Source organism: Nostoc sp. LEGE 12447 (assembly GCF_015206985.1).
In the GTDB taxonomy this organism is placed as follows: Bacteria; Cyanobacteriota; Cyanobacteriia; order Cyanobacteriales; family Nostocaceae; genus Nostoc.
Genome location: NZ_JADEXT010000009.1, coordinates 178289 through 197810, shown reverse-complemented (window position 1 = coordinate 197810; position 19522 = coordinate 178289). Strand labels below are relative to the sequence as shown.

Annotated in this window: 13 protein-coding genes and 1 tRNA gene; 7 read left to right on the top strand and 7 right to left on the bottom strand. The window is 41.7% G+C overall.

Features of this window, described 5'->3' with window-relative positions:
- Positions 1–490 precede the first annotated feature (490 nt).
- Positions 491–1264 (top strand): hypothetical protein, encoded by a 774-nt coding sequence (locus tag IQ274_RS13150; protein WP_163926768.1) that lies wholly within the window; start codon positions 491–493, stop codon positions 1262–1264.
- Positions 1265–1919: 655 nt separating this feature from the next.
- On the opposite strand, the gene IQ274_RS13145 is transcribed toward IQ274_RS13150, so the two are convergent.
- From IQ274_RS13145 to IQ274_RS13135, 3 genes are all read right to left on the bottom strand, one after another.
- Complete coding sequence (locus tag IQ274_RS13145; RefSeq protein WP_163926767.1) at positions 1920–2804, bottom strand: hypothetical protein; 885 nt, start codon at positions 2802–2804, stop codon at positions 1920–1922.
- A 70-nt stretch (positions 2805–2874) separates the two neighbouring features.
- On the bottom strand, positions 2875–3465 hold the full coding sequence (locus IQ274_RS13140) for a DUF1517 domain-containing protein (RefSeq protein WP_163926766.1): 591 nt from the start codon (positions 3463–3465) through the stop codon (positions 2875–2877).
- A 74-nt stretch (positions 3466–3539) separates the two neighbouring features.
- Positions 3540–5114 (bottom strand): pentapeptide repeat-containing protein, encoded by a 1575-nt coding sequence (locus tag IQ274_RS13135; protein ID WP_163926837.1) that lies wholly within the window; start codon positions 5112–5114, stop codon positions 3540–3542.
- Positions 5115–5183: 69 nt separating this feature from the next.
- On the opposite strand from IQ274_RS13135, the gene IQ274_RS13130 reads away from it, so the two are divergent.
- Complete coding sequence (locus IQ274_RS13130) at positions 5184–6023, top strand: prephenate/arogenate dehydrogenase (protein ID WP_163926836.1); 840 nt, start codon at positions 5184–5186, stop codon at positions 6021–6023.
- 347 nt (positions 6024–6370) lie between these two features.
- Positions 6371–6664, top strand: coding sequence for a hypothetical protein (locus IQ274_RS13125; protein WP_163926765.1), 294 nt, complete (start codon positions 6371–6373; stop codon positions 6662–6664).
- Positions 6665–6796: 132 nt separating this feature from the next.
- Here the strand turns inward: IQ274_RS13125 and IQ274_RS13120 are convergent, their stop codons facing one another.
- The 4 genes from IQ274_RS13120 to IQ274_RS13105 all read right to left on the bottom strand — a co-directional run bounded on the left by IQ274_RS13120 (position 6797) and on the right by IQ274_RS13105 (position 14593).
- Positions 6797–7309 (bottom strand): DUF3122 domain-containing protein, encoded by a 513-nt coding sequence (locus IQ274_RS13120; protein WP_167306168.1) that lies wholly within the window; start codon positions 7307–7309, stop codon positions 6797–6799.
- A gap of 444 nt (positions 7310–7753) precedes the next feature.
- Entirely contained in the window at positions 7754–13150 is a 5397-nt protein-coding gene (locus IQ274_RS13115) for a translocation/assembly module TamB domain-containing protein (protein WP_194142515.1), read from the bottom strand.
- Between the two features lie 932 nt (positions 13151–14082).
- The gene (locus IQ274_RS13110) at positions 14083–14280 is read right to left on the bottom strand and encodes a hypothetical protein (RefSeq protein WP_012407746.1); all 198 of its coding nucleotides are present in this window, start codon (positions 14278–14280) and stop codon (positions 14083–14085) included.
- Positions 14281–14519: 239 nt separating this feature from the next.
- Positions 14520–14593, bottom strand: a tRNA-Pro gene (locus IQ274_RS13105).
- A gap of 150 nt (positions 14594–14743) precedes the next feature.
- Here IQ274_RS13105 and lipA point away from each other — a divergent pair.
- The 4 genes from lipA to IQ274_RS13085 all read left to right on the top strand — a co-directional run bounded on the left by lipA (position 14744) and on the right by IQ274_RS13085 (position 19501).
- The gene (lipA, locus tag IQ274_RS13100) at positions 14744–15616 is read left to right on the top strand and encodes a lipoyl synthase (protein WP_163926763.1); all 873 of its coding nucleotides are present in this window, start codon (positions 14744–14746) and stop codon (positions 15614–15616) included.
- A gap of 67 nt (positions 15617–15683) precedes the next feature.
- Positions 15684–16613 carry an NAD(P)H-dependent glycerol-3-phosphate dehydrogenase gene (locus tag IQ274_RS13095; protein WP_194142514.1) on the top strand — a complete coding sequence of 310 codons (930 nt, stop codon included), beginning with the start codon at positions 15684–15686 and terminating at the stop codon, positions 16611–16613.
- A 749-nt stretch (positions 16614–17362) separates the two neighbouring features.
- Positions 17363–18613: an RNA polymerase sigma factor SigC gene (gene sigC, locus IQ274_RS13090; protein ID WP_163926761.1), complete on the top strand. Its 1251-nt coding sequence runs from the start codon at positions 17363–17365 to the stop codon at positions 18611–18613.
- Between the two features lie 432 nt (positions 18614–19045).
- A complete protein-coding gene (locus IQ274_RS13085; RefSeq protein ID WP_114080112.1) occupies positions 19046–19501 on the top strand; it encodes a Fur family transcriptional regulator in 456 nt (151 codons plus the stop codon).
- The last annotated feature ends 21 nt before the right edge of the window (positions 19502–19522 follow it).

Below are 19522 nucleotides of genomic sequence, written 5' to 3'. Positions count from 1 at the left end.
AAAATCGAAGGATTCAACTAAGAAGTTGTTTTAAAAGTAATTGTCTGTGCTTTTAAGTACTTCTAGATCCCCCCTAACCCCCCTTAAAAAAGGAGGGAACCGGAATTAAAGTCCCCTTTTTTAAGGGGGATTTAGGGGGATCTGAACTTTTGATACCGATAAGGGGACTTTTAAAACATCCTCTAAGGCTTGAATCTTGTTGAATCATCTACTTGAAACTCTACAAAGCAGTACTGCATTATTTCTCTCTTCTTTGTTTCTAAGTAGTGGTTCATTTTATTTATTGTATATGTGCAACTCGAAAAACCATCACAATCATCTCCGTTGCGACTTTCCAAGAAAAAGGTAGCAAAGAGACTCAACCTAATTAGCGTAGCTACATCACTCAAAAACTAGTGTGTGCAAATAGAAAAACCATCACAAGCATTTCCGTATAACTACTGCGATATCGTCATGATCGAGATGATGGTTTCACCGGAGACAGGGTAAGATGTATATTAACTTTTTCATTAGTTCCATCGCTGGAATTGTGGTTGTGGTACTAGCGGCTTTTGGCTTACTGCAATGGTTGCACATCCCTGCTGGTAACTTTCTTGATTGGGTAATTGGTGGTGCAAGTTTTTGGTGGCTGTTAGTAATTGTTACCGTACCGTGGAATGTGCATTTTCAAGCTAAAGAAGTCTTAGCAGAAGCAGCACAATCAACTGAAAAAGGAATTCCAGTCGATCAGAAACAAGTGAAGTATGTCACATTGTTGGCGAAGCGATCGCTTTGGGTTGCCATTGCTTTACACTTATTCTCAGCCGTTGGTCTTTATACCCTTGCTGCCACTGGTATTAGTACAGTGGGATATATAAGCTCTGGTGCAGCTTTGTTATTAACGATTCTGCGTCCAGCTATTCGAGCTTATGAGTATTTATATGCGCGGTTAGCAATGATTCGCCAAGAATGGAAGTATCCACGCGAAGATATTTTTGAACTGCGCGATCGCTTCTCGATATTGGAACAAAAAATCCAGTTATTGGAAGATCAACTCAACCCAGAACAATCTTATTCATTACCCGCAACTCAACAACGCTTTGCCGAAGAGACTCGCAGAGATTTAGCTCGGATTGCAGCTAATTTTGAGGAATTACGGGCGACAAATCAAACTGAACATGAGCGTTTGGCAAGAGAAGCACGAACTGCGATCGCGCAACTTTCCACCGACGGGCAATTTCTCGATCATGTCCGCGAAATTATTCGATTTTTTAAAACCGCTTAATTATTACTTTCATAGCTAACCAAATTTTAAATTTTGGAGCGTGCTATATAAAAATATTCATCATCCAAAATTTAAGGGTTAATGAGGCTTTACAAACAGCAAGAGAAGTTTGACATAACAAAAATGTTACTTATTTAGTATATAAAGATACTATGTTTTTCTAGAGCAAGGAAGAAAACCAAATATGTTATAACTTTGTACGGATGATGTTTGGTGAAGCTCACATAACTTCAGGAGTACTTACGGTGAATCAGATACAACTGACTTTAACTATTGGTTATCTGTTAATGACATGTTATTTTTTAATCAATTGGTTAATATTTGCTCTACGTCATCCTGCTTCCACTCCAGAAGATAAATTTTTGTCAGTTGTGATCTTTTTGGTAACAACTATCTTTTGGCCCCTGATGATTCCGATGTCTTGTTTAGAAATAGTTCAAAAAAAGCAAATAGATTTTAATAAAATGATTCCTGTTCTCTTAGCAATATTTATATTTAGTATTTCATATTATTTGATTGAATAATTCATAATTTCTGATCACAAATTGCATAGATATAAAGAGAAGCCGGAGGATTGACTTGTGACCCTCCGGCTTCTTTATGCAATACATTACTTTAACTTCTCAGGCAGTCTACTTATTAAATTGAAAATTTCCTAACGTCGTCTGCTGCCAAAACCACTAGAGCGGCGGGGTGCTGTACTACGTCCACTACCAAAACCACTGCCAGAATTGCGTCTAGTAGTGCTGGAATTACCAGATGGTCGCAACGTACTACCACCAAAACCAGAACCAGAAGGACGGTTATTACCTGTAGTGCTACGTGGTGTATTGCGTATATTCGTATTTCCAGGATATGACCTTCTAATCGTCCCTGTATTGCGGAATGCAGTCCGATTTGTCACGGCTGCGGGTGGTGCATTATAGCGACTTTGGTAGTTTTGAACTGCTTGGCCATAGCTTCCACCATATCCACCGAAGCCACTTAATCCTTGACCTGATTGATAGACAGGGGGTACATAATACTGTGGTCTAAACAACATACTACCAATTGCCTGTCCCGCCAAGCTACCAGCCACAGACCCAGCAAAGGGTGTCCAGAAGCTATTTTCTCGACGGACTACAACCGTCTCTTGTTGTCCTGTTTGGGGATTGGTTTTATTTTCGGTAACGTTGTGGACGTAATCTATTTTAAAGTCTTCCGTTAGATATAAAATCGGTTGTCCTTTTTCTACCTTCAGATAAGTCTTCTTACCTTGCTTGATTTCATCATCAGTTAACCGTGCCATTTGCAAATTTTCGGTTGCAAAGGTTGGGGGATTATTGTTAAGTAAAAACAAGCTGTATTCACCAGTTGCATCGTCATAAGTAGCTTGTTGTATTTTATACTCTCCATCACTCAGCTTTGTGTTAGTAGAGGTTTGGCTAACGTTCTTAGCGGGAGGAGTAGTTTCGTTTCCCCCACCACAAGCGACAGTTGTGACACACAAACTCAGAGCTAAAAAAACGGCTGTAAATTTACGTACTATGGTCATGATCATTGGATTATTGTCCTATCTCTGAGCTTAACAATTTCTCGATGTGAGTAGTAAGTACGGACTACCCAACATATTATAAAGGAATCAATTCTGGGTAATATTGCAACAGTTGATCGCTAGTGAGTTCATCGCCTAACTGTGCTGGGGAAAAATGCACCTGGATTGCCTTTAATCTATGTTTATAGTGCAGATTTATCAATGCTTTCAATCCTTCCTTGAGCGCCTGAACGTTAGAAAGATCGGTTTCTAACTCTGGTACTTCTCCTTCATAAGCTACTGTAATCATTACAATGACGTTGCGAGTTACAGGTATAGATAAAGGTTCATTCAATCCATCAGAACTGTAATCTGGTTCACTGAGATATCTTTCGGCAGAGTCAGTAAATAATTCATTAACATAATCTCCTGCCTCGCCTTCACTCCAAAATACGTCGCCTTCGTTGGCAGCAGAAAGCCAATATTCATCGTATTGTAGAAGAGTTTGGCTAATTTCTACCAATCCTTCTCCTAAAACTTCTAAGTCGCCATCGGCATCGATCGCATCTCGCCCAGCGCTATTTAATACTCCCAAAATTGGCGCTACTTCGCCTCCCCCCAAGTGCAGAAATAGGCGAAAGACTACATAGCGAGTGCGACCGATCATTTTATTAAAAAGATTGCTCATTTTTCCTCCAAAATTTTGTCATTAGTCATTAGTCATTTGTCTAATAATTAATTCCCATTCCCCATTCCCCATATTTAATGACTAATATAGTGAAATCCTTTGACGAAATCTATAATCATACTTGACGAAGGTAAGATGTGTTTTGTCGGTTCATTAGATATATCATCATAAGTTGAAGCATTAAGAGCAGAGCGATTAATAAATCTTTTCCCAAAGTTGGGATGGTCATGGACAATCAATGTGTGGGCGCTAGAATTCGTTAAAACTATTTGAGTTGGGGCTTTACAAAAATTTAACTTTGTGGCTACTTCAATATTTTTTTTCGTCTGTTTAATTGTTGTCGCCTGACTCATGGCTTGCTCTAGAAGAATATTTAATTGTTTCACAATTAGAGGCGATTTTGGCAATTTTAAATCTTGATTTGCAACAATTTCATTGTTAATCATTTCCACGACACTGGAAATATTATTTTGAGTAGATGCCGCATCTAGAAAGGGAAGAATCACAATGTAAGCAGTGGAAAATAATGCTTCATCGCTATCTACATAAAATGTGAAAACAGTTCGACGACGACCACTTTCGATGCTTGGGGGTTGTCTTAGTACACGATATTCCTGAGCAATTTGATAGTAAGCGCCTGCGATCGCAAAATTGGCTTCGTGTTCTAAGGCTGCATCAACAATAATGCGGATTGTCGGCGGTGTTTCGTTAAAAAAGTCTCGTGAGTCTTCGGAATGGAACTTTTGGATAATGGAGCGATCGCCGGCTGGACTAAGGTCGACCCATTCACAAATCATACCTTCGGTTTTTAAACCAAACCTGGAAGTGGCGTAAAGCTTGGCCCCAGTTAATGTTGCTCCGGTTAAGTCAGCACCAATCCATTCCGCCCTAATTAATTTTGCCTGAGTTAAATCGGCGTGGATAAAGATTGTATTCGTTAAATTCGCATTGGTTAAATCTGCGCCAATTAAGGTAGCCCCGCTCAATTTTGCACCGCTCAAGTCTGCCCACCGGAGGTTCGCCCCACTCAAATCTGCCCAACGGAGGTTCGCCCCACTCAAATCTGCTCCGCTCAAGTTAGCATGGCTAAGATTCGCTTGTCTGAGTTCAGTATCTCGCAAATTTGCACCACTGAGATCGCAACGACTGAGGTCACTGGCATTTAAGTTAGCCATCTCTAAATTTGCTCCCGTCATGGAAGCCCCTCTCAAGACACTCTCACTTAAGTTAGCGTGGCGGAGATTCGCTTGGCGCAGTGTCGCCTCTCGTAAATCAGCACTGGTGAGGTCAGCCTCCGACAGGTCAGCGCGACTGAGGTCAGCGCGAATTAACTCAGCGCGAATCAATAAGGCTCCTTTAAGTTGAGCGCGGCTGAGATCGGCTCGAATCAAATTAGCGACGTTGAGACTAGCGTTATTTAAGATAGCGTTGGATAGATTCACGCCACTGAGTCTGGCTACATTCAGCTTGGCATTGCTCAAGTTAGCTTCGCTCAGATTCGCGCCACTGAGGTTAACTATACTCAAATTAGCATCGCTAAGATTCACGCCACTGAGTTTGACCCCACTCAGATTAGCTTCCGCAAGGTCAATACCACTAAAGTTTAAGACTCCTGCTGCGTACTTTTCTAGTAATTCCTCTACAGTCATCGATGCTACCCCTTGGATGCCAACTTTAATAGTTGGTAAAGTCATAAAAACGGAATGTCAAAATTAAAAATGAATATTGGGATTTTAGGGTTGGGATTGATCGGCGGATCTTTAGGTTTTGATTTGCGATCGCAAGGACATCATATCTTAGGAGTCAGTCGCCGTGAATCTACCTGTCAAAAGGCAGTTGCTATCGGCAGTGTTGATGAAGCATCAGTTGATCTGAGTCTGTTAGCAGCCGCAGAGGTTGTATTTATTTGTACACCTCTAGCGCTTATTGTGCCCCAATTGGAGCAAATGATCGCTCATTTGTCTACAGCTACCATTGTGACTGACGTGGGTTCAGCAAAAGCACAGATAGTCAAAGCGATTTCTCCCCTTTGGGATAATTTTATCGGCGGTCATCCAATGGCGGGAAGAACAGATAGTGGCATAGAAGCTGCACAACGGAATTTATTTGTTGATAAACCTTATGTATTAACACCGATAGCTACAACACCAACTAATGCAATTACGGTTGTAGAAGAAATTGTGCGATCGCTAGGAGCTAATATCTACTATTGTCAACCAGAGCAACATGACCGCGCTGTTAGTTGGATTTCCCATTTACCTGTAATGGTCAGTTCCTCATTGATTGCTGCTTGTTTGAGTGAAACTGACCCCGATGTTTTGGAATTAGCTCAAAAGTTAGCTAGTTCCGGTTTTCGAGATACTAGCCGTGTGGGTGGTGGGAATCCAGAGTTGGGCGTGATGATGGCGCGGTATAATCGTCAAGCATTGCTGCGATCGCTGCAACAGTATCGTCACAATCTTGATGAATTAACTAATTTAATTGAGCAAGAAAATTGGACAGTTTTAGAGCAAAAGTTGAAATCAACAGGTAAGGCACGACCTGATTTTGTTGATTAGGATTCAGGGATCAGGAGTCAGAATGGGCTAAACCTTAGCTATCCGCTAACAGAATTAATTCTGAGCGAAAAAGCAGATAAATAAATTAGTTTAAGACCCCTACTAAATATATATATTTAGTGGTCATAGAAAAACCTGGAAAGTTTTTTCTTGATTCTGGCTCCTGAATTCTTCTGCAAGAATGTTTTTTGATGTAGTTGATAAAGTTAGGTAGCTACTTTCTTTTCTAAATCAATAAACATAGTTATTTAATAATTTTAACAATAAAACTTTTAAAAAAATGCTAATTAACAGTTTAACAGTCACCAAACCGATGTACTATACAGATAAATTTACAAAAATCAACAATGGTAGAACGTCCAATCAAAAAATCGGAACGTCAGTCCCAAGCAAATACTGACAACAATTCCGAAAATAAGGATTCTATAACTCCTATTGAATCCAACCCCAAAAGCTCAAAACCGAGCCGTAACCGCTCGTCTGACAAAGGGAAAAAAGCATCTTACGGAGATGAAAACAGGCAGCAGGGGAATCCTGCCCTAGCGCGTGGCCCAAAACCCGTTAAACCTCCAGTCGCCAAAGTCCAAACAGAAGAACTTGAAACCGAATCGGAAACTATCTCTGAGGAGTCTCAAGACTAACATTACTCCTGCGTGTGATGTGGGAGGCTTTAACTCGTCGTTATAAATATATGAAGACAGGATTTCTGCCTCCGCAGGCAGTAATTATGCCCCCCATCACCATTGGGTTATTTTTATATTCAAATGCTTTTACTAATCAATTTCTGTAACTAGCCATTGCCACTCAGTGACTACAGTTTTGGATATGTTGAGAACCAATTGCTGTCCACTAGAGAGAGGTACATATAGTTTGAGCGCATCAGTTGTTGGCAACTTCGTTAAGATATCAGTTAAGTTATATTCCCCCACATTGGGGACGGGTGCAGTTAAAGCATAAGCATCCGATGCACTGAGTAATTTTCCGGCTACTGTCTCAATCAATAATGGTTGGGGGTGAGCAATTTCAACGACACCCGGAAAAGCAACTAAGCGTAAGCGTAAATCTTTTACTGCACTGGTGTAATTCTGTTTGAACAGCAGTACTTGCCAAGCATATCCTTTTTCATCTTTGATAGATACTTGTGAGTGATAGCGTAAGATACCGGGAGAATCATGATGTTGACGCAACAGTGCTTGCGCTGACTCCACACCCCATCCACATCCAGTTAATGTTAAAAACACTATTAAGGCACAACGCCAAAAATATTGTTGAAATTTTCGCTTCATCTAACATATTTTACAGCACCAATGCCCAATGCCCACTTTCTCTGAGCGTATCGCTAAAGCGAAAGCTCCGCTAACGCGTAGCGTTTCGCAGAGAATCGATTTGTGACAATTCCCCAATTGCTGTAAATGCAAGCCCAAGAAGAAAGTGCAGTAACGGCAGTATCACCTGTAGTCACAAATCATGAACATCCAGACCATTAGTTTAATCATCAGTGACAAACTAATCTATTGGGCAACAATGGCATTGCATCAGTCTGCATTAACAACATTGCAGCAATCTAAGAGGATGTTTGAAAAGTCCTCTTGTCAGTATCAAAAGTTCTAGATCCTCCTAAATCCCTCGATAGATTGGGGAACTTTGATTCCGGTTCCCCCTTTTTTAAGGGGGGTTAGGGGGGATCTCAAAGTGCCTAAAGTCACAGCAAAATGCTTTTCAAACAACCTCTAAAATCGAGTTTCATACTCAACTTGGAATTGATTTTCATCTCCCAAATTAGTTGAGCCTCGCATCAAAATTTCGTCGTTGAGTCGATAAAGGACGTTATAACGGAAAGACTCATCGCTAGAAAGAGGGCGTGATAATGAAGCAGAGAAATTTCTATTAATATTAAACACACCTTCTGCTGATAAATTCAGAACTGAAGCTGTCTTTGTTTCATTACTAGTAGTAGGGGTAGGAAATATCCGAAATTCGCTGAAGCCAACAGCCTGTCCGATCGCAGTGATAGTTCCTTGCAAACCACCTAAAATGGTAGAACTAGCGAAATTAGTCAGCCCTTGCCCTGCATCTGCTTGACCGAAAGAACCAAGAATCGAACCACCCAGTAAAGCAACTATTTCTCCCCGACTACGGCTAGGTTCACTCGTCAGTTCCAGATTGTCGCCCAATTCACTCGCTGGCCCATCCACTCTTGCTTGAACGCGAACGGTACGTAAAGTACCGAAGTTAGTCGCAGAAACATCGCTGATTTCAGCAGACAATGGGGATTCCAAAATTCTATTGTTTATTGCTGATGCTTCCGGTACGATCGCAGTCAGGCGGACATCCAAAGTAGGGTCAAGTCCTTGGCTGGGAGTAAACCGCGCAGTTTGTTCGTAGCCTCGCGCCAAAGCAAATTCAGTGGAAAATAAGCTCAGTCGTCCTCCTGTCAAACGAATCAATCCTTCAGGAAGTGGCTTGGCTAATGTACCATTAATGGTCAAGTCGCCTTTTGCCTCAAAGTTCAGTATGGGCTGACTTAATGCGGCTCCTCCTGGTACAAAGCTTAGTAGGGGCTCAGTGGTAACACGAACATTGTCATCTAGACTCAACCTTAAATCTGCAAACTCTACAGGTAAATTGGGTGGAGTTGCTGCGGCATTAGCATTATTATCTGGTTTAGTAACTGCGCTACCGCTACTCTCTGGTGTAGTCACTGCGCTAGCGCTACTTTGGGCTGTAGGTATAGCATTAGCGTTAACCTGTTCTCTATTTAAATTTATGACGTTACTGTTAGCTTCTGTTGTAGCGGCTGGTTTTGCTTTAGCAGTATTTCCAATAATCACCTGACCATCACTCAGGTTAATGTCTCCACCAATTACAGGTTTTAGGGCTGTTCCGCGAATTACAACATCGCCGCCGACACCGCCTTCATACAGTCCTGCAAGCTTAAAGTTGAGTTTGTCTGCTATTGATATTGTCAAAGGATTCGCTGCGCCTGGCTGAGGATCAACAATTGGCAGGATGCCTGATGCAGTGATTTGCCCTTTATTGTAAGTAGCTTGAATGTTTTCAACGCTGACCGTATTGCCATTAAATTGCGCTGTCCCTGTCAAATTTGTTAGGGGTTCAGATAAAGCTTGAGCGCGAACAGTTGCATTGTTAACTGTGGCGTTTCCATTGATAATTGGCTCGTTTAAAGTACCCTGAACATTTAAGTCTACTTTTCCTTGACCGTCTACCCAAGTTACTTGATTATTGGTAAACAGATTTAACAGTGCCAATCCTTCATTGTTCACATCGGCGTTGATGCTGATTTGATTGCTATCTGGTTGCACTGCGGCAAATGGTAACGGCGCAGGTACGCTACCTGTAACTGTAACTGGTTGTGTTCCTGTCACTAATAAGGTACTGTCGAAATTCAAACGAGCTTTGTTGTAGTCAAAGTTCACCAGTCCTGTTTGTACAGGTTGCTGGTTGAGAGTTGCATTCGCCAGTGTTATTTCCCCTTGCACTCTGGGATCTTGTAAACTACCTCCTAATGTGGCATCAGCATTTACATTACCAGTGATATCTATGGGATATCTTTCTATAAAAGGTTGTAAAAGTGATAAAGGTAGACTTGCTACATTCAATTTTCCAGATAGCTGCTCAGTTCCTAATTGTCCCGAAAAAGCCACTAATCCTTGATTTATCCCAACACTCAAGGGCGAAAGTGTGACGATTCCATTAGCAAAATTGCCTTGAGCAACGACTTGATTAATGGAATATTCACCCCATTTCCAGTTAGCACCTTGGAAATTAAAGCCGACATTCAATCCAGATTTTAATGAGCCATTAGCTGTAATTCCTCCGCTCAAAGCACCTGTTAATTCTGCAAGGGTGGGTAAAGATAAGTCTCTTTTTGCCTCTACTTGCTGTTGTTTTGCTATGGATGCCGCAATATTAGAGAAATATGCTAACTGTGTTTTCAAATCTGCATTAGGCAAACTGATCGGCTTGGTATTAAGTACTTCTGCTCCAGCCAAGGTTGGAGGCTGCAATCCGGTGCCAAGGTCTTGAAAGTCGAAGATATTGAATGCTTGTAAAAGTCTCTCAATTCTGGCTTGGTCTAAGTTAGCTTGGAATTGAAATTGTGGGTCATTCCCTGTTTTCACATTTCCACTTAAAGCGATGTTGCTATCTCCAATCCGCAATAGACCATTAGCCAAGCTAGCAGTACCATCAGCATAATTGATACTGCCGCGAAATTCGTCTGCTGCAACTCTGGCAACACGAGGCCCTGCGATCGCAACGTCTCCCACAACTGCATAATTATTAAGATTGACAACTAAATTTCCTGATAATTGCCCCCCTAAAGGTTTCAACTGATTGTTAGGTAAAAAGCCCCCAATCAAAGCTATGGGAAACTGTTGCGCGTTGATGAGCAAGTTATCTCCCTCAGTTCTACCTGTAGTAACTGCCTCATCCCGCTTGACTAAAAATGAAGTTGGACGATAATCTGCACCCAAGTTAAGCGCTATCCTGTCTTGCTTCCCAGCTAATCGCAGACTTGCCCCCTGTCCTCCCTGAAAATTCACGTTTCCAGTTAAAAGCGGGTCAAATGCCAAGTTACTAACCTGAAAATTCCGTAACCGAATGTTGCCGTTAGCTTGCGGTACATCTGGAGTACCTGTAACTCTTCCATTAAAATCAAGTACCCCTGCTAACGCTACGTCTCCAGGAACTTGAAAGCCTGTATTTTTTAAGTTGAAATTCTGTGCGAGTACATTTAAATCAAATCCCGCAATTTGGGGTGAGCCTGTTGGTGGAGACTGAATTGCGATCGCACCATTAGCACTCAATCCTTGGGTACTTGCGTTTTCAACTATAATCTGCTTTCCATTCCACTGAAATTGAGCTGTTAGCGGTTTTGCCAGTAGCGCTACTCCTTGGGAAAGGCGGATTTGCCCTGCGGCGCGAATATCTGCAAGCTGGAAAGATTCTGTTGTCCCTGCTAACTGAAGATTGCTATTGAGCCGTCCTCGTAGTTGTGGTGAAAAACGGTTGAGTTGAATTTGAGCAGTGTTGACAGCTGCTTGCCAGCGTTGTTGTGCAAGTTGACCTTTCGCCCTAATTGTCCCACCTGCCACGTTCAACACGGCATCTGGAAAGACGACATTCTCTCCTTGTTTGGTAACAACAACCCTGCCGGTAGTGGGATAGGTGGCTTTCGGCGCTTGCACCCGCGCGACTGCTTGCAGGTTGCTCAGAGTGCCGGAAATATCGGCATTTGCGGATACATTCCCAATGGTAATGCTGGGTGAGGATTTGTATGCTCGTGCGATCGCATCCCCTGGTAAATTTTGGGCTTGGACATTCAACGCCACCCTACCTTGAGGTGCAAGCTGAAGTTGACCGCTAGCTATTACTTGCCCTCCCACCTCTGGATTTGCTTGAACGCGAGCAACATTGACATTTAAAGGTGTACCTAGCGATCCAGAAACTTTAGCGTTCGCAGATATACCACCAAGATTTAGAGGAGTTGAAATATTGTAACCTTGAGCGATCACATTTCCTGGTAAACCTTGAGCTTCAATACCTATATCTACTTGACCTTGGGGAGCGAGTTGAATTTGACCACTGGCTGTAATTTGCCCCCCTGTTGGCGGCGTTACCTGAACACTGGAAACATCAAGGTTCAACGGCTGTTTACCAAGTGAGCCAGAGACTTCTGCTTTTGCCGAGACATTTCCAACTGCGATCGGTAAACTAACGCCATAGCTACGCGCTAATATATCTCCGGATACTCCGTCAACTTGAGCATTAAATCTTACGTCGCTTTTGGCTCCCAAATTAGCTTGACCGCCTCCTGTGATTTGACCACCGGCTGCGGGGACTATTTTCAAATTAGAGACAGCAAGTTGAGATGCCGTTTGAGAAACATTCAAACGGAAATCAGTATTGACAGCTTTGAAGAGAACGCGGTCAACTTGAATAGGTTTTGTGTTGCTTACTGTACCGCTAACAACTGGTTTCTGAAGTGCGCCTAACACCTGAATATTTGCTTGAATTTCGCCACTAGCTGGGACTGACGAATTTACATTCAATGTATCTAAAATATTTTTAGCACTAACTGGTTTTATCTGAGCAGAGACATTAAAACCAGTTTGAGTATTAATTGTTCCATTAGCCAGAATGGGAACTTTGCCAAAGTTCGTACTCAAATTTTCTAAAGCAACTGTCTGACCTTGAAATGAAAATCTTCCATTAAAATTAGAAACTTGCTGAGGGATATTTTTAATTTTGGCAGTGATTTGATTAGCAGTAGCCGTTCCCGTAATCGCTACGTCTGACAGTTTAGGTGGAATCTGAAGCGCTAAGTCAGCATTTAAATACCCTGCTTGCAAGGCAATTGGTAACTCAATTAATCGACTAATATCAGATGCTTGTAAATTTTGTGTTGAAAGGTTGAGGCTAGTTGTTTGAGCTTTTACTTGTGTCTCACCAGCGATTTTTACTCCACCTCCCCTAGCGAGTTGAGCATTGATGTCATAACCAATCCTTTGATTTTGATCAAAAAATCGGGCAACACCACCAACTTGATTTAATATTACTGAACCTTTCGGTCTAGTTGGTGCGGCGAACGGCACCAACTCCACATTTCCATCTTGAATCTGAAGTGTTTGCAACTCTGTTTGAATAGCACCTTTTCCTTCTCCAGCCTTCACTTGGGCTGTAACCCAACGACCATCTCGATCCTGTTGGATGTAGACATTGGGCTGAATCAACGTTACATTTAATACCAGTTTTCGAGTTAAGAGAACTTGCAAAGGCGAAAACTGCACATCCAAGGCTTTTGCAACCACCTGGTCTGCATCTGTGGTAGTTGCTGGTATAGATAAAGAGCTAAATCTTAAACTAGAGAGCGAAAAACGTTCAACTTTCCCTACTTTTACCGGTCGCCCAAGCAATTGTTCGAGATTTTGCTGCACTAATGGCGCTAAATCCTTATATACATAGCTTCTAGCCCACCAAGCACCGACTGCAATTCCAACCAGCAAAATGACACCGAGAGCCAAACTGGTACGTCCTAAGAGGAGGAGCCATAAACGAGGATTAGATGGTTCCTGATTATTTTTTGAATTTGGAGAGCGCGTCATTATCGTTACTAGTACCAGTACTTTTTTCTGGAGTGAGCCGAGAGACAGGCTAGTACCGCAAGGCGGAATTAAAAATTAAAAATTAAAAATTAAAAATCAATACAGCGTAGGCAATTCGTTGATTTGGAAAGGGTGGTTTATTTACGCCGTGCTGTACTAGCCTCAGTTGTATCAGTAAGTTACAAACTATGGTTTCATAATATGAAGACTTTCGCAAGAACTTTGCGGCAGGCTACTTCTATTCTCCAGGAGAAGCTGCCCCAATGAGACGCTTTGTAAATGTTTCATATTATTCCATAATCTTGCATAATTCCTGAATATATTTTGTGATAACTCCTGTATATACAACCCTGGTTAGAAAATTAAAACTCTGTATAATCTAACTTAATATAGATGACAGAAAGTAACTTTAAATTTAAGGGTAATCTAGAGTTGAATGAAATTCCTGAAGCTAGATTTAAATTCCCCGTTCTTGAAGAAGTCGGGCATTTGGGCAGCAATTTTACTCAATTAATACTAATTTTATGTATACTGAATTAGGCTGAATCTATTTAGACAAATTATGGATTATAGCTTAATCATGGTGGTTTAAATAATTGAAAAAAGTTAGCTTATTTTTATTTAGAAAAAAACTTATAGTTGATTAATGCACCCGGCTAGAAAGGTAAAATGAGGCATCTATTTTTATTCAGTAATAGGATGCGAATGTCTACGACAAACTACGTGAACGCACTTAAAAAAACCCAGATAATTTTATCCACTAATTCATCAAGTGAAACATGAGATTCCGGCGGTGCTACTACACATCAACACGCCGGAACTATATCAAGAAAAACTGTTTAGTCTTAGACAGCAACAATTACTAACAAGATTATTGGCTTATCTAAAAATTTAGAAACCTGAGCTTTTAGATTACTCCATCGCCAACCCGATCATTGCTCGCTTGAATCATCAATCATTTCTGGTACTAAAGCTGGGTTACTCTTGCGTTCTTCTGGCGATTGCTCCCGAATAACATCGTCAATTCTCGCAGGGTGTTTGATTTTGTCCAGTAGCTCTGGACTTAGTTGCGACGGTTCACCTTCTGGATTCGATTTTTCAGCTTGACTAGGAACTGTTTCCTTATTCATCACTATTTCCCAAAACTTATACGCCAAGCTTAAGTCCTTCTGTGGTGAGGCATACACTATCTTGAGACTTATTTCACGCAGTGGTAGGTAACAAGTTCTGTTAATCTTTGGGTTGCCGATTGTTTAAAACTCTATGAGTTTAGTAGCGATCGCGTGCCTTGTGTACTCAAAGAGATTCAGCTACATTAAGTCCATAGGAAAGCAGTTGACAAATAATTTGTCGCTCTACAACAACAAAATCGGGATGACTGGATTCGAACCAGCGGCCCCTTCGTCCCGAACGAAGTGCGCTACCAAGCTGCGCCACATCCCGCCATAAAAATGGCATTGTAAATTAAGAATATCACAACCCGTGCTAAATGACAGAATTACATCTATATATATATATGAATATATGATCGCTTCACCCAAGGCTTTGCTTGCTACGATTAAATTTGTATAACTCTAGTGGTAAAAGCGGATTGTGACTGTAAAACCAGACTGGTTGCGGGTAAAAGCACCTCAGCGTGAGCGCATCGGTAACGTTAAAGACATTTTGCGGGATTTATCCCTCAATACAGTTTGTGAGGAAGCATCCTGTCCGAATATTGGCGAATGCTTCAATGCCGGTACTGCTACGTTTTTGATTATGGGCCCGGCTTGTACACGCGCTTGTCCCTACTGCGATATTGATTTTGAGAAAAAACCGAAACCACTAGACCCCACGGAACCTGCACGACTAGCAGAAGCTGTTCGCCGCCTGAACCTTAATCATGTAGTAATCACTTCTGTAAATCGAGATGATTTGTTTGATGGTGGTGCATCTCAGTTTGTGGCGTGTATTGATGCGGTTCACTCTGTTTCACCTAACACCACAATTGAGGTGCTAATTCCTGACTTGTGCGGTAATTGGAATGCTTTAGAGTTGATTCTACAAGCAGCGCCAGAGGTATTAAACCACAATACCGAAACTGTTCCACGACTGTATCGCCGGGTGCGTCCCCAAGGAAACTACGATCGCACATTAGAATTATTACAGCGAACTCGCCAACTTTCTCCTAGCACATACACAAAATCTGGGATTATGGTTGGACTCGGTGAAACTGATGCCGAAATTCGCCAAGTCATGCAAGACTTACGAACCGTAGATTGCGACATTTTGACAATTGGGCAATATCTCCAACCCAGTCAAAAACATTTACAAGTAAATGAATTTATCAACCCAGAACAATTTGCTGCTTGGAAGACATTCGGCGAAGAAATCGGATTTTTACAAATTGTTTCTTCTCCATTGACAAGAAGCTCATATCATGCAGAACAGGTCAGGGAATTAATGGAACGTTATCCTCGGCGCTAATTTTAGATTTTAGATTTTAGATTGCTAAGAGAATAGGGTGATTGGGTAATGGGGAGAATGGTGATTAATGACTAATTCAAAATCTGTAGCAATTCTTGGTGCGGGTGCTTGGGGTGCATCTCTGGCAAATCTCGGCGCAGCGAATGGTCATCAGGTGCGCGTGTGGTCGCGTCAAGGTTCCCAAACTCTCCAAACAGTGTTAGAAAATGCCCAAATAATCCTATCCGCTATCTCAATGATTGGTGTGAGAGATGTTGCTTCCCAAGTCAAGTCTTTCCCCCTTTCTCCAGAGACGATTTTTGTGACGGCGACCAAAGGCTTAGATCCCCAAACCACTTGCACGCCGTCGCAAATTTGGCAAACAGTATTCCCTAACCATGCAGTGGTTGTTTTGTCTGGGCCTAATTTATCTAAAGAAATTCAACTAGAGTTACCAGCAGCAACAGTGGTAGCCAGTAATATTCCCACAGCTGCGGAAGTAGTGCAGTTAGTATTTTCTTCTCATCGTTTCCGGGTATATACCAATCCCGACCCCTTGGGGGTGGAACTGGGGGGAACGCTAAAAAATGTGATTGCGATCGCAGCTGGTGTGTGCGATGGTTTACATCTAGGAACCAATGCCAAAGCTGCTTTAGTCACCCGTGGACTCACAGAAATGGTTCGCATCGGTAACAACTGGGGTGCAAAGACGGAAACATTTTATGGATTATCGGGTCTAGGAGACTTGTTAGCAACCTGCAATAGTCCCTTAAGCCGCAATTACCAAGTCGGCTACCAGCTAGCTGGTGGTAAGACACTTAAAGAAACTCTTGCAAATTTACAAGGAACAGCCGAAGGAGTGAACACTTGCCAAGTTTTGATGCAAAGAGCCAAGCAACAAAACATTCCAGTTCCAATTACTGAGCAAGTTTATCGGTTACTTCAGGGAGAAATCACACCCCGACAAGCGCTTGATGAACTGATGCTGCGAGATATCAAGCCAGAGTACAACTACTAGAGCATCCCCAATACTTTTCGGATAAACCCAATAATCTCTCTTTTGGTCTGGGGAAAGCTTACTGGGTTTGGGGTAAAGGTAAATTTAAACCCTTTCCCTTTCCCCTTTCCCTCTTAACCGAAAAGTATTGAGAGCATACCCATGCTGTAGCAGGTATGAATTGCCCCTACAGCATGAGTATAGTTTTGCGTAAATCATATTCAAGTTGAAATTGACGGGTTAGCAAGACACGGAGAGAGTATTTAATAACTTTCCTACGTTTTCTATCTCCGTATCGATAGAATTTTTGCCGTTAATACTAATCACTTCCCTGATCTCTATTAGTTCTACTTATACCTAAATAATCCTGAGAAAAAATTGCTAAATCGTCAGGATATTACTTTTGTAGCCATGTAAATGTGACTATGCCAATTATAAAGATGACATTCACTGAAGGATGTTTATACTGTGTTACAAAAGTTACTATCACAACCCCCCAAGGTTGAAATGTTAACTAAGTAGTTGAAATATTGAAAGCCTAGCTGCCGATTTAAATAGCTATTGGTTAAATCAAAAATTTAGCAGCCGATTAAATCCAGTAATACTGTATCCAATAAAACCATTACAGTTAATTTCTAAAAAAATTGTAATGGAACCTTCAACTATGTTAGTTCATCGTTAATCGCGGGAACAATAGCAACAGTTGAATAGCTGACCGTAATCTAAGCTGACCGAAATCTATTGTTACCTGGAGCCATTGAGACGATCTTATGCCAGCAACATCTTTTTATGCAGACGCCCCCTACAACACCAAAAAGTCCCGCCAGGCTTTGGACTCGGATCTCACGGTTGATGACAGTGAGTTATCGGTAGATGACCTACAGGAGCTAGAGATCGCTTCTGTTGACAATGCTAACTTTGCTGCTAGCAGTAACCGTCGGAGTACAGACCTAGTACGTCTATATCTTCAAGAAATTGGTCGGGTTCGCTTGTTGGGGCGCGATGAAGAGGTTTCAGAAGCTCAAAAAGTCCAGCGTTACTTGCGGATGCGGATAGTACTTGCTAAGGCCGCCAAGGAAGGGGATGAAGTGATTACGCCCTATTTGAGGTTAATTGAAGTTCAAGAACGTCTAACCTCGGAACTAGGACATCGCCCATCTTTGGAAAGATGGGCTGCTACTGCTGATATAGTTTTATCCGATCTTAGGCCAACTTTGGCAAATGGCAAACGTCGCTGGGCAGAAATTGCCAAGTTGACTGTAGAAGAGTTGGAGCAAGTTCAGTCCCAAGGACTCCAAGCAAAAGAACACATGATTAAGGCGAATCTTCGCTTAGTTGTGTCTGTTGCTAAAAAGTATCAAAATCGTGGTTTGGAATTGTTGGATTTAGTCCAAGAAGGCACACTAGGTTTGGAGCGGGCTGTAGAAAAATTTGACCCAACTAAGGGTTATCGCTTCAGTACTTATGCTTACTGGTGGATTCGTCAGGGAATTACACGAGCGATCGCAACTTCTAGTCGCACTATCCGCCTTCCGGTTCATATTACCGAAAAGTTAAACAAAATCAAAAAGGCTCAACGCAAAATTGCTCAAGAAAAAGGTCGCACCCCAACTCTAGAAGATTTAGCAACTGAGTTAGAGATGACACCGACTCAAGTACGAGAAGTTTTGTTGCGGGTTCCTCGCTCCGTTTCTTTAGAAACCAAAGTAGGAAAAGATAAAGACACTGAGTTAGGCGAATTACTAGAAACCGACAGTGTAACCCCAGAAGAAATGTTAATGCGAGAATCTTTACAAAGAGACTTGCATCATCTTCTGTCAGATTTAACTAGCCGGGAACGCGATGTAATTTTGATGCGGTTTGGTTTGGCAGATGGTCATCCTTATTCTTTAGCAGAAATTGGCCGCGCTCTCGACTTATCCCGCGAACGAGTTCGACAAATAGAATCCAAGGCTTTGCAAAAGCTACGCCAACCTAAGCGTCGCAACCTGATCCGCGATTATTTGGAATCTCTAAGTTAGTCAATGATCGAGAGTCATTTGTCATTAGTCATTTGTCATTAGAAAACTACACTTGACAAATGACTAGGGACAAAGGACTGATCTTATCACAGATTGAAAGCCTTTTAGACGCTTATAGCAAGTAATTTGCATTTAATTAGATAAGAGTTCCCCCAGAGCTTTGCTCAGATATCTTGAAGGTGGGGATCGATTAAACAATTCAAAATTCACTCATCTAAAATTTAAAGTCAAGGGATGCAATCGTTACAAGTATCCTAACTATTAACTGTATGCAAATTAAATGCAATACAGCTTATTATTTGAATTTTGATCAAGATTTTATGAATTGTTCTTAAATATTTAGCATAAATTCTCAATAGGCAATGATTGTTGCAAATTGCTCCCAAGATTTGTTATATTCTCAACTAACAAGCTTTGTTGAGAAATATTAGTATGACTGTCTACACAACTACTTCACTCAAGGCAGAACTGAACGGGCGAGGCTGGCGATTAACTCCCCAGCGCGAAACAATTTTACACATTTTTCAAGAACTTCCGCAAGGTGAACATCTAAGTGCGGAGGATCTTTATCATCGGTTAGAAACTGATGGTGAAGGGATCAGTCTGTCAACTATTTATCGGACTTTGAAGTTGATGGCCAGGATGGGAATTTTACGGGAATTAGAACTGGGTGAAGGACATAAGCATTATGAGATCAACCAGCCTTATCCTCATCATCACCATCACTTGATTTGTGTTAGATGCAACTCAACTATTGAGTTTAAAAATGATTCAATTTTAAAAATTGGATCGAAAACTGCTCAAAAAGAAGGTTTCCACCTGCTTGATTGTCAAATGACAATCCATGCTGTGTGTCCCAAGTGCCAACGGGCGCTGATGCCGCTTTAGCACTTGGGTAAATAATCAGAC

Bases quoted from the DNA above. Each gene is read 5' to 3' on its own strand.
- sigC (WP_163926761.1), top strand. From the start codon at position 17,363: ATGCCAGCAACATCTTTTTATGCAGACGCCCCCTACAACACCAAAAAG.
- IQ274_RS13150 (WP_163926768.1), top strand. From the start codon at position 491: ATGTATATTAACTTTTTCATTAGTTCCATCGCTGGAATTGTGGTTGTG.
- IQ274_RS13130 (WP_163926836.1), top strand. From the start codon at position 5,184: ATGAATATTGGGATTTTAGGGTTGGGATTGATCGGCGGATCTTTAGGT.
- IQ274_RS13085 (WP_114080112.1), top strand. From the start codon at position 19,046: ATGACTGTCTACACAACTACTTCACTCAAGGCAGAACTGAACGGGCGA.
- IQ274_RS13110 (WP_012407746.1), bottom strand. From the start codon at position 14,280: ATGAATAAGGAAACAGTTCCTAGTCAAGCTGAAAAATCGAATCCAGAA.
- IQ274_RS13120 (WP_167306168.1), bottom strand. From the start codon at position 7,309: ATGAAGCGAAAATTTCAACAATATTTTTGGCGTTGTGCCTTAATAGTG.
- IQ274_RS13115 (WP_194142515.1), bottom strand. From the start codon at position 13,150: ATGACGCGCTCTCCAAATTCAAAAAATAATCAGGAACCATCTAATCCT.
- IQ274_RS13125 (WP_163926765.1), top strand. From the start codon at position 6,371: ATGGTAGAACGTCCAATCAAAAAATCGGAACGTCAGTCCCAAGCAAAT.
- IQ274_RS13145 (WP_163926767.1), bottom strand. From the start codon at position 2,804: ATGATCATGACCATAGTACGTAAATTTACAGCCGTTTTTTTAGCTCTG.
- IQ274_RS13135 (WP_163926837.1), bottom strand. From the start codon at position 5,114: ATGACTGTAGAGGAATTACTAGAAAAGTACGCAGCAGGAGTCTTAAAC.
- IQ274_RS13140 (WP_163926766.1), bottom strand. From the start codon at position 3,465: ATGAGCAATCTTTTTAATAAAATGATCGGTCGCACTCGCTATGTAGTC.
- IQ274_RS13095 (WP_194142514.1), top strand. From the start codon at position 15,684: ATGACTAATTCAAAATCTGTAGCAATTCTTGGTGCGGGTGCTTGGGGT.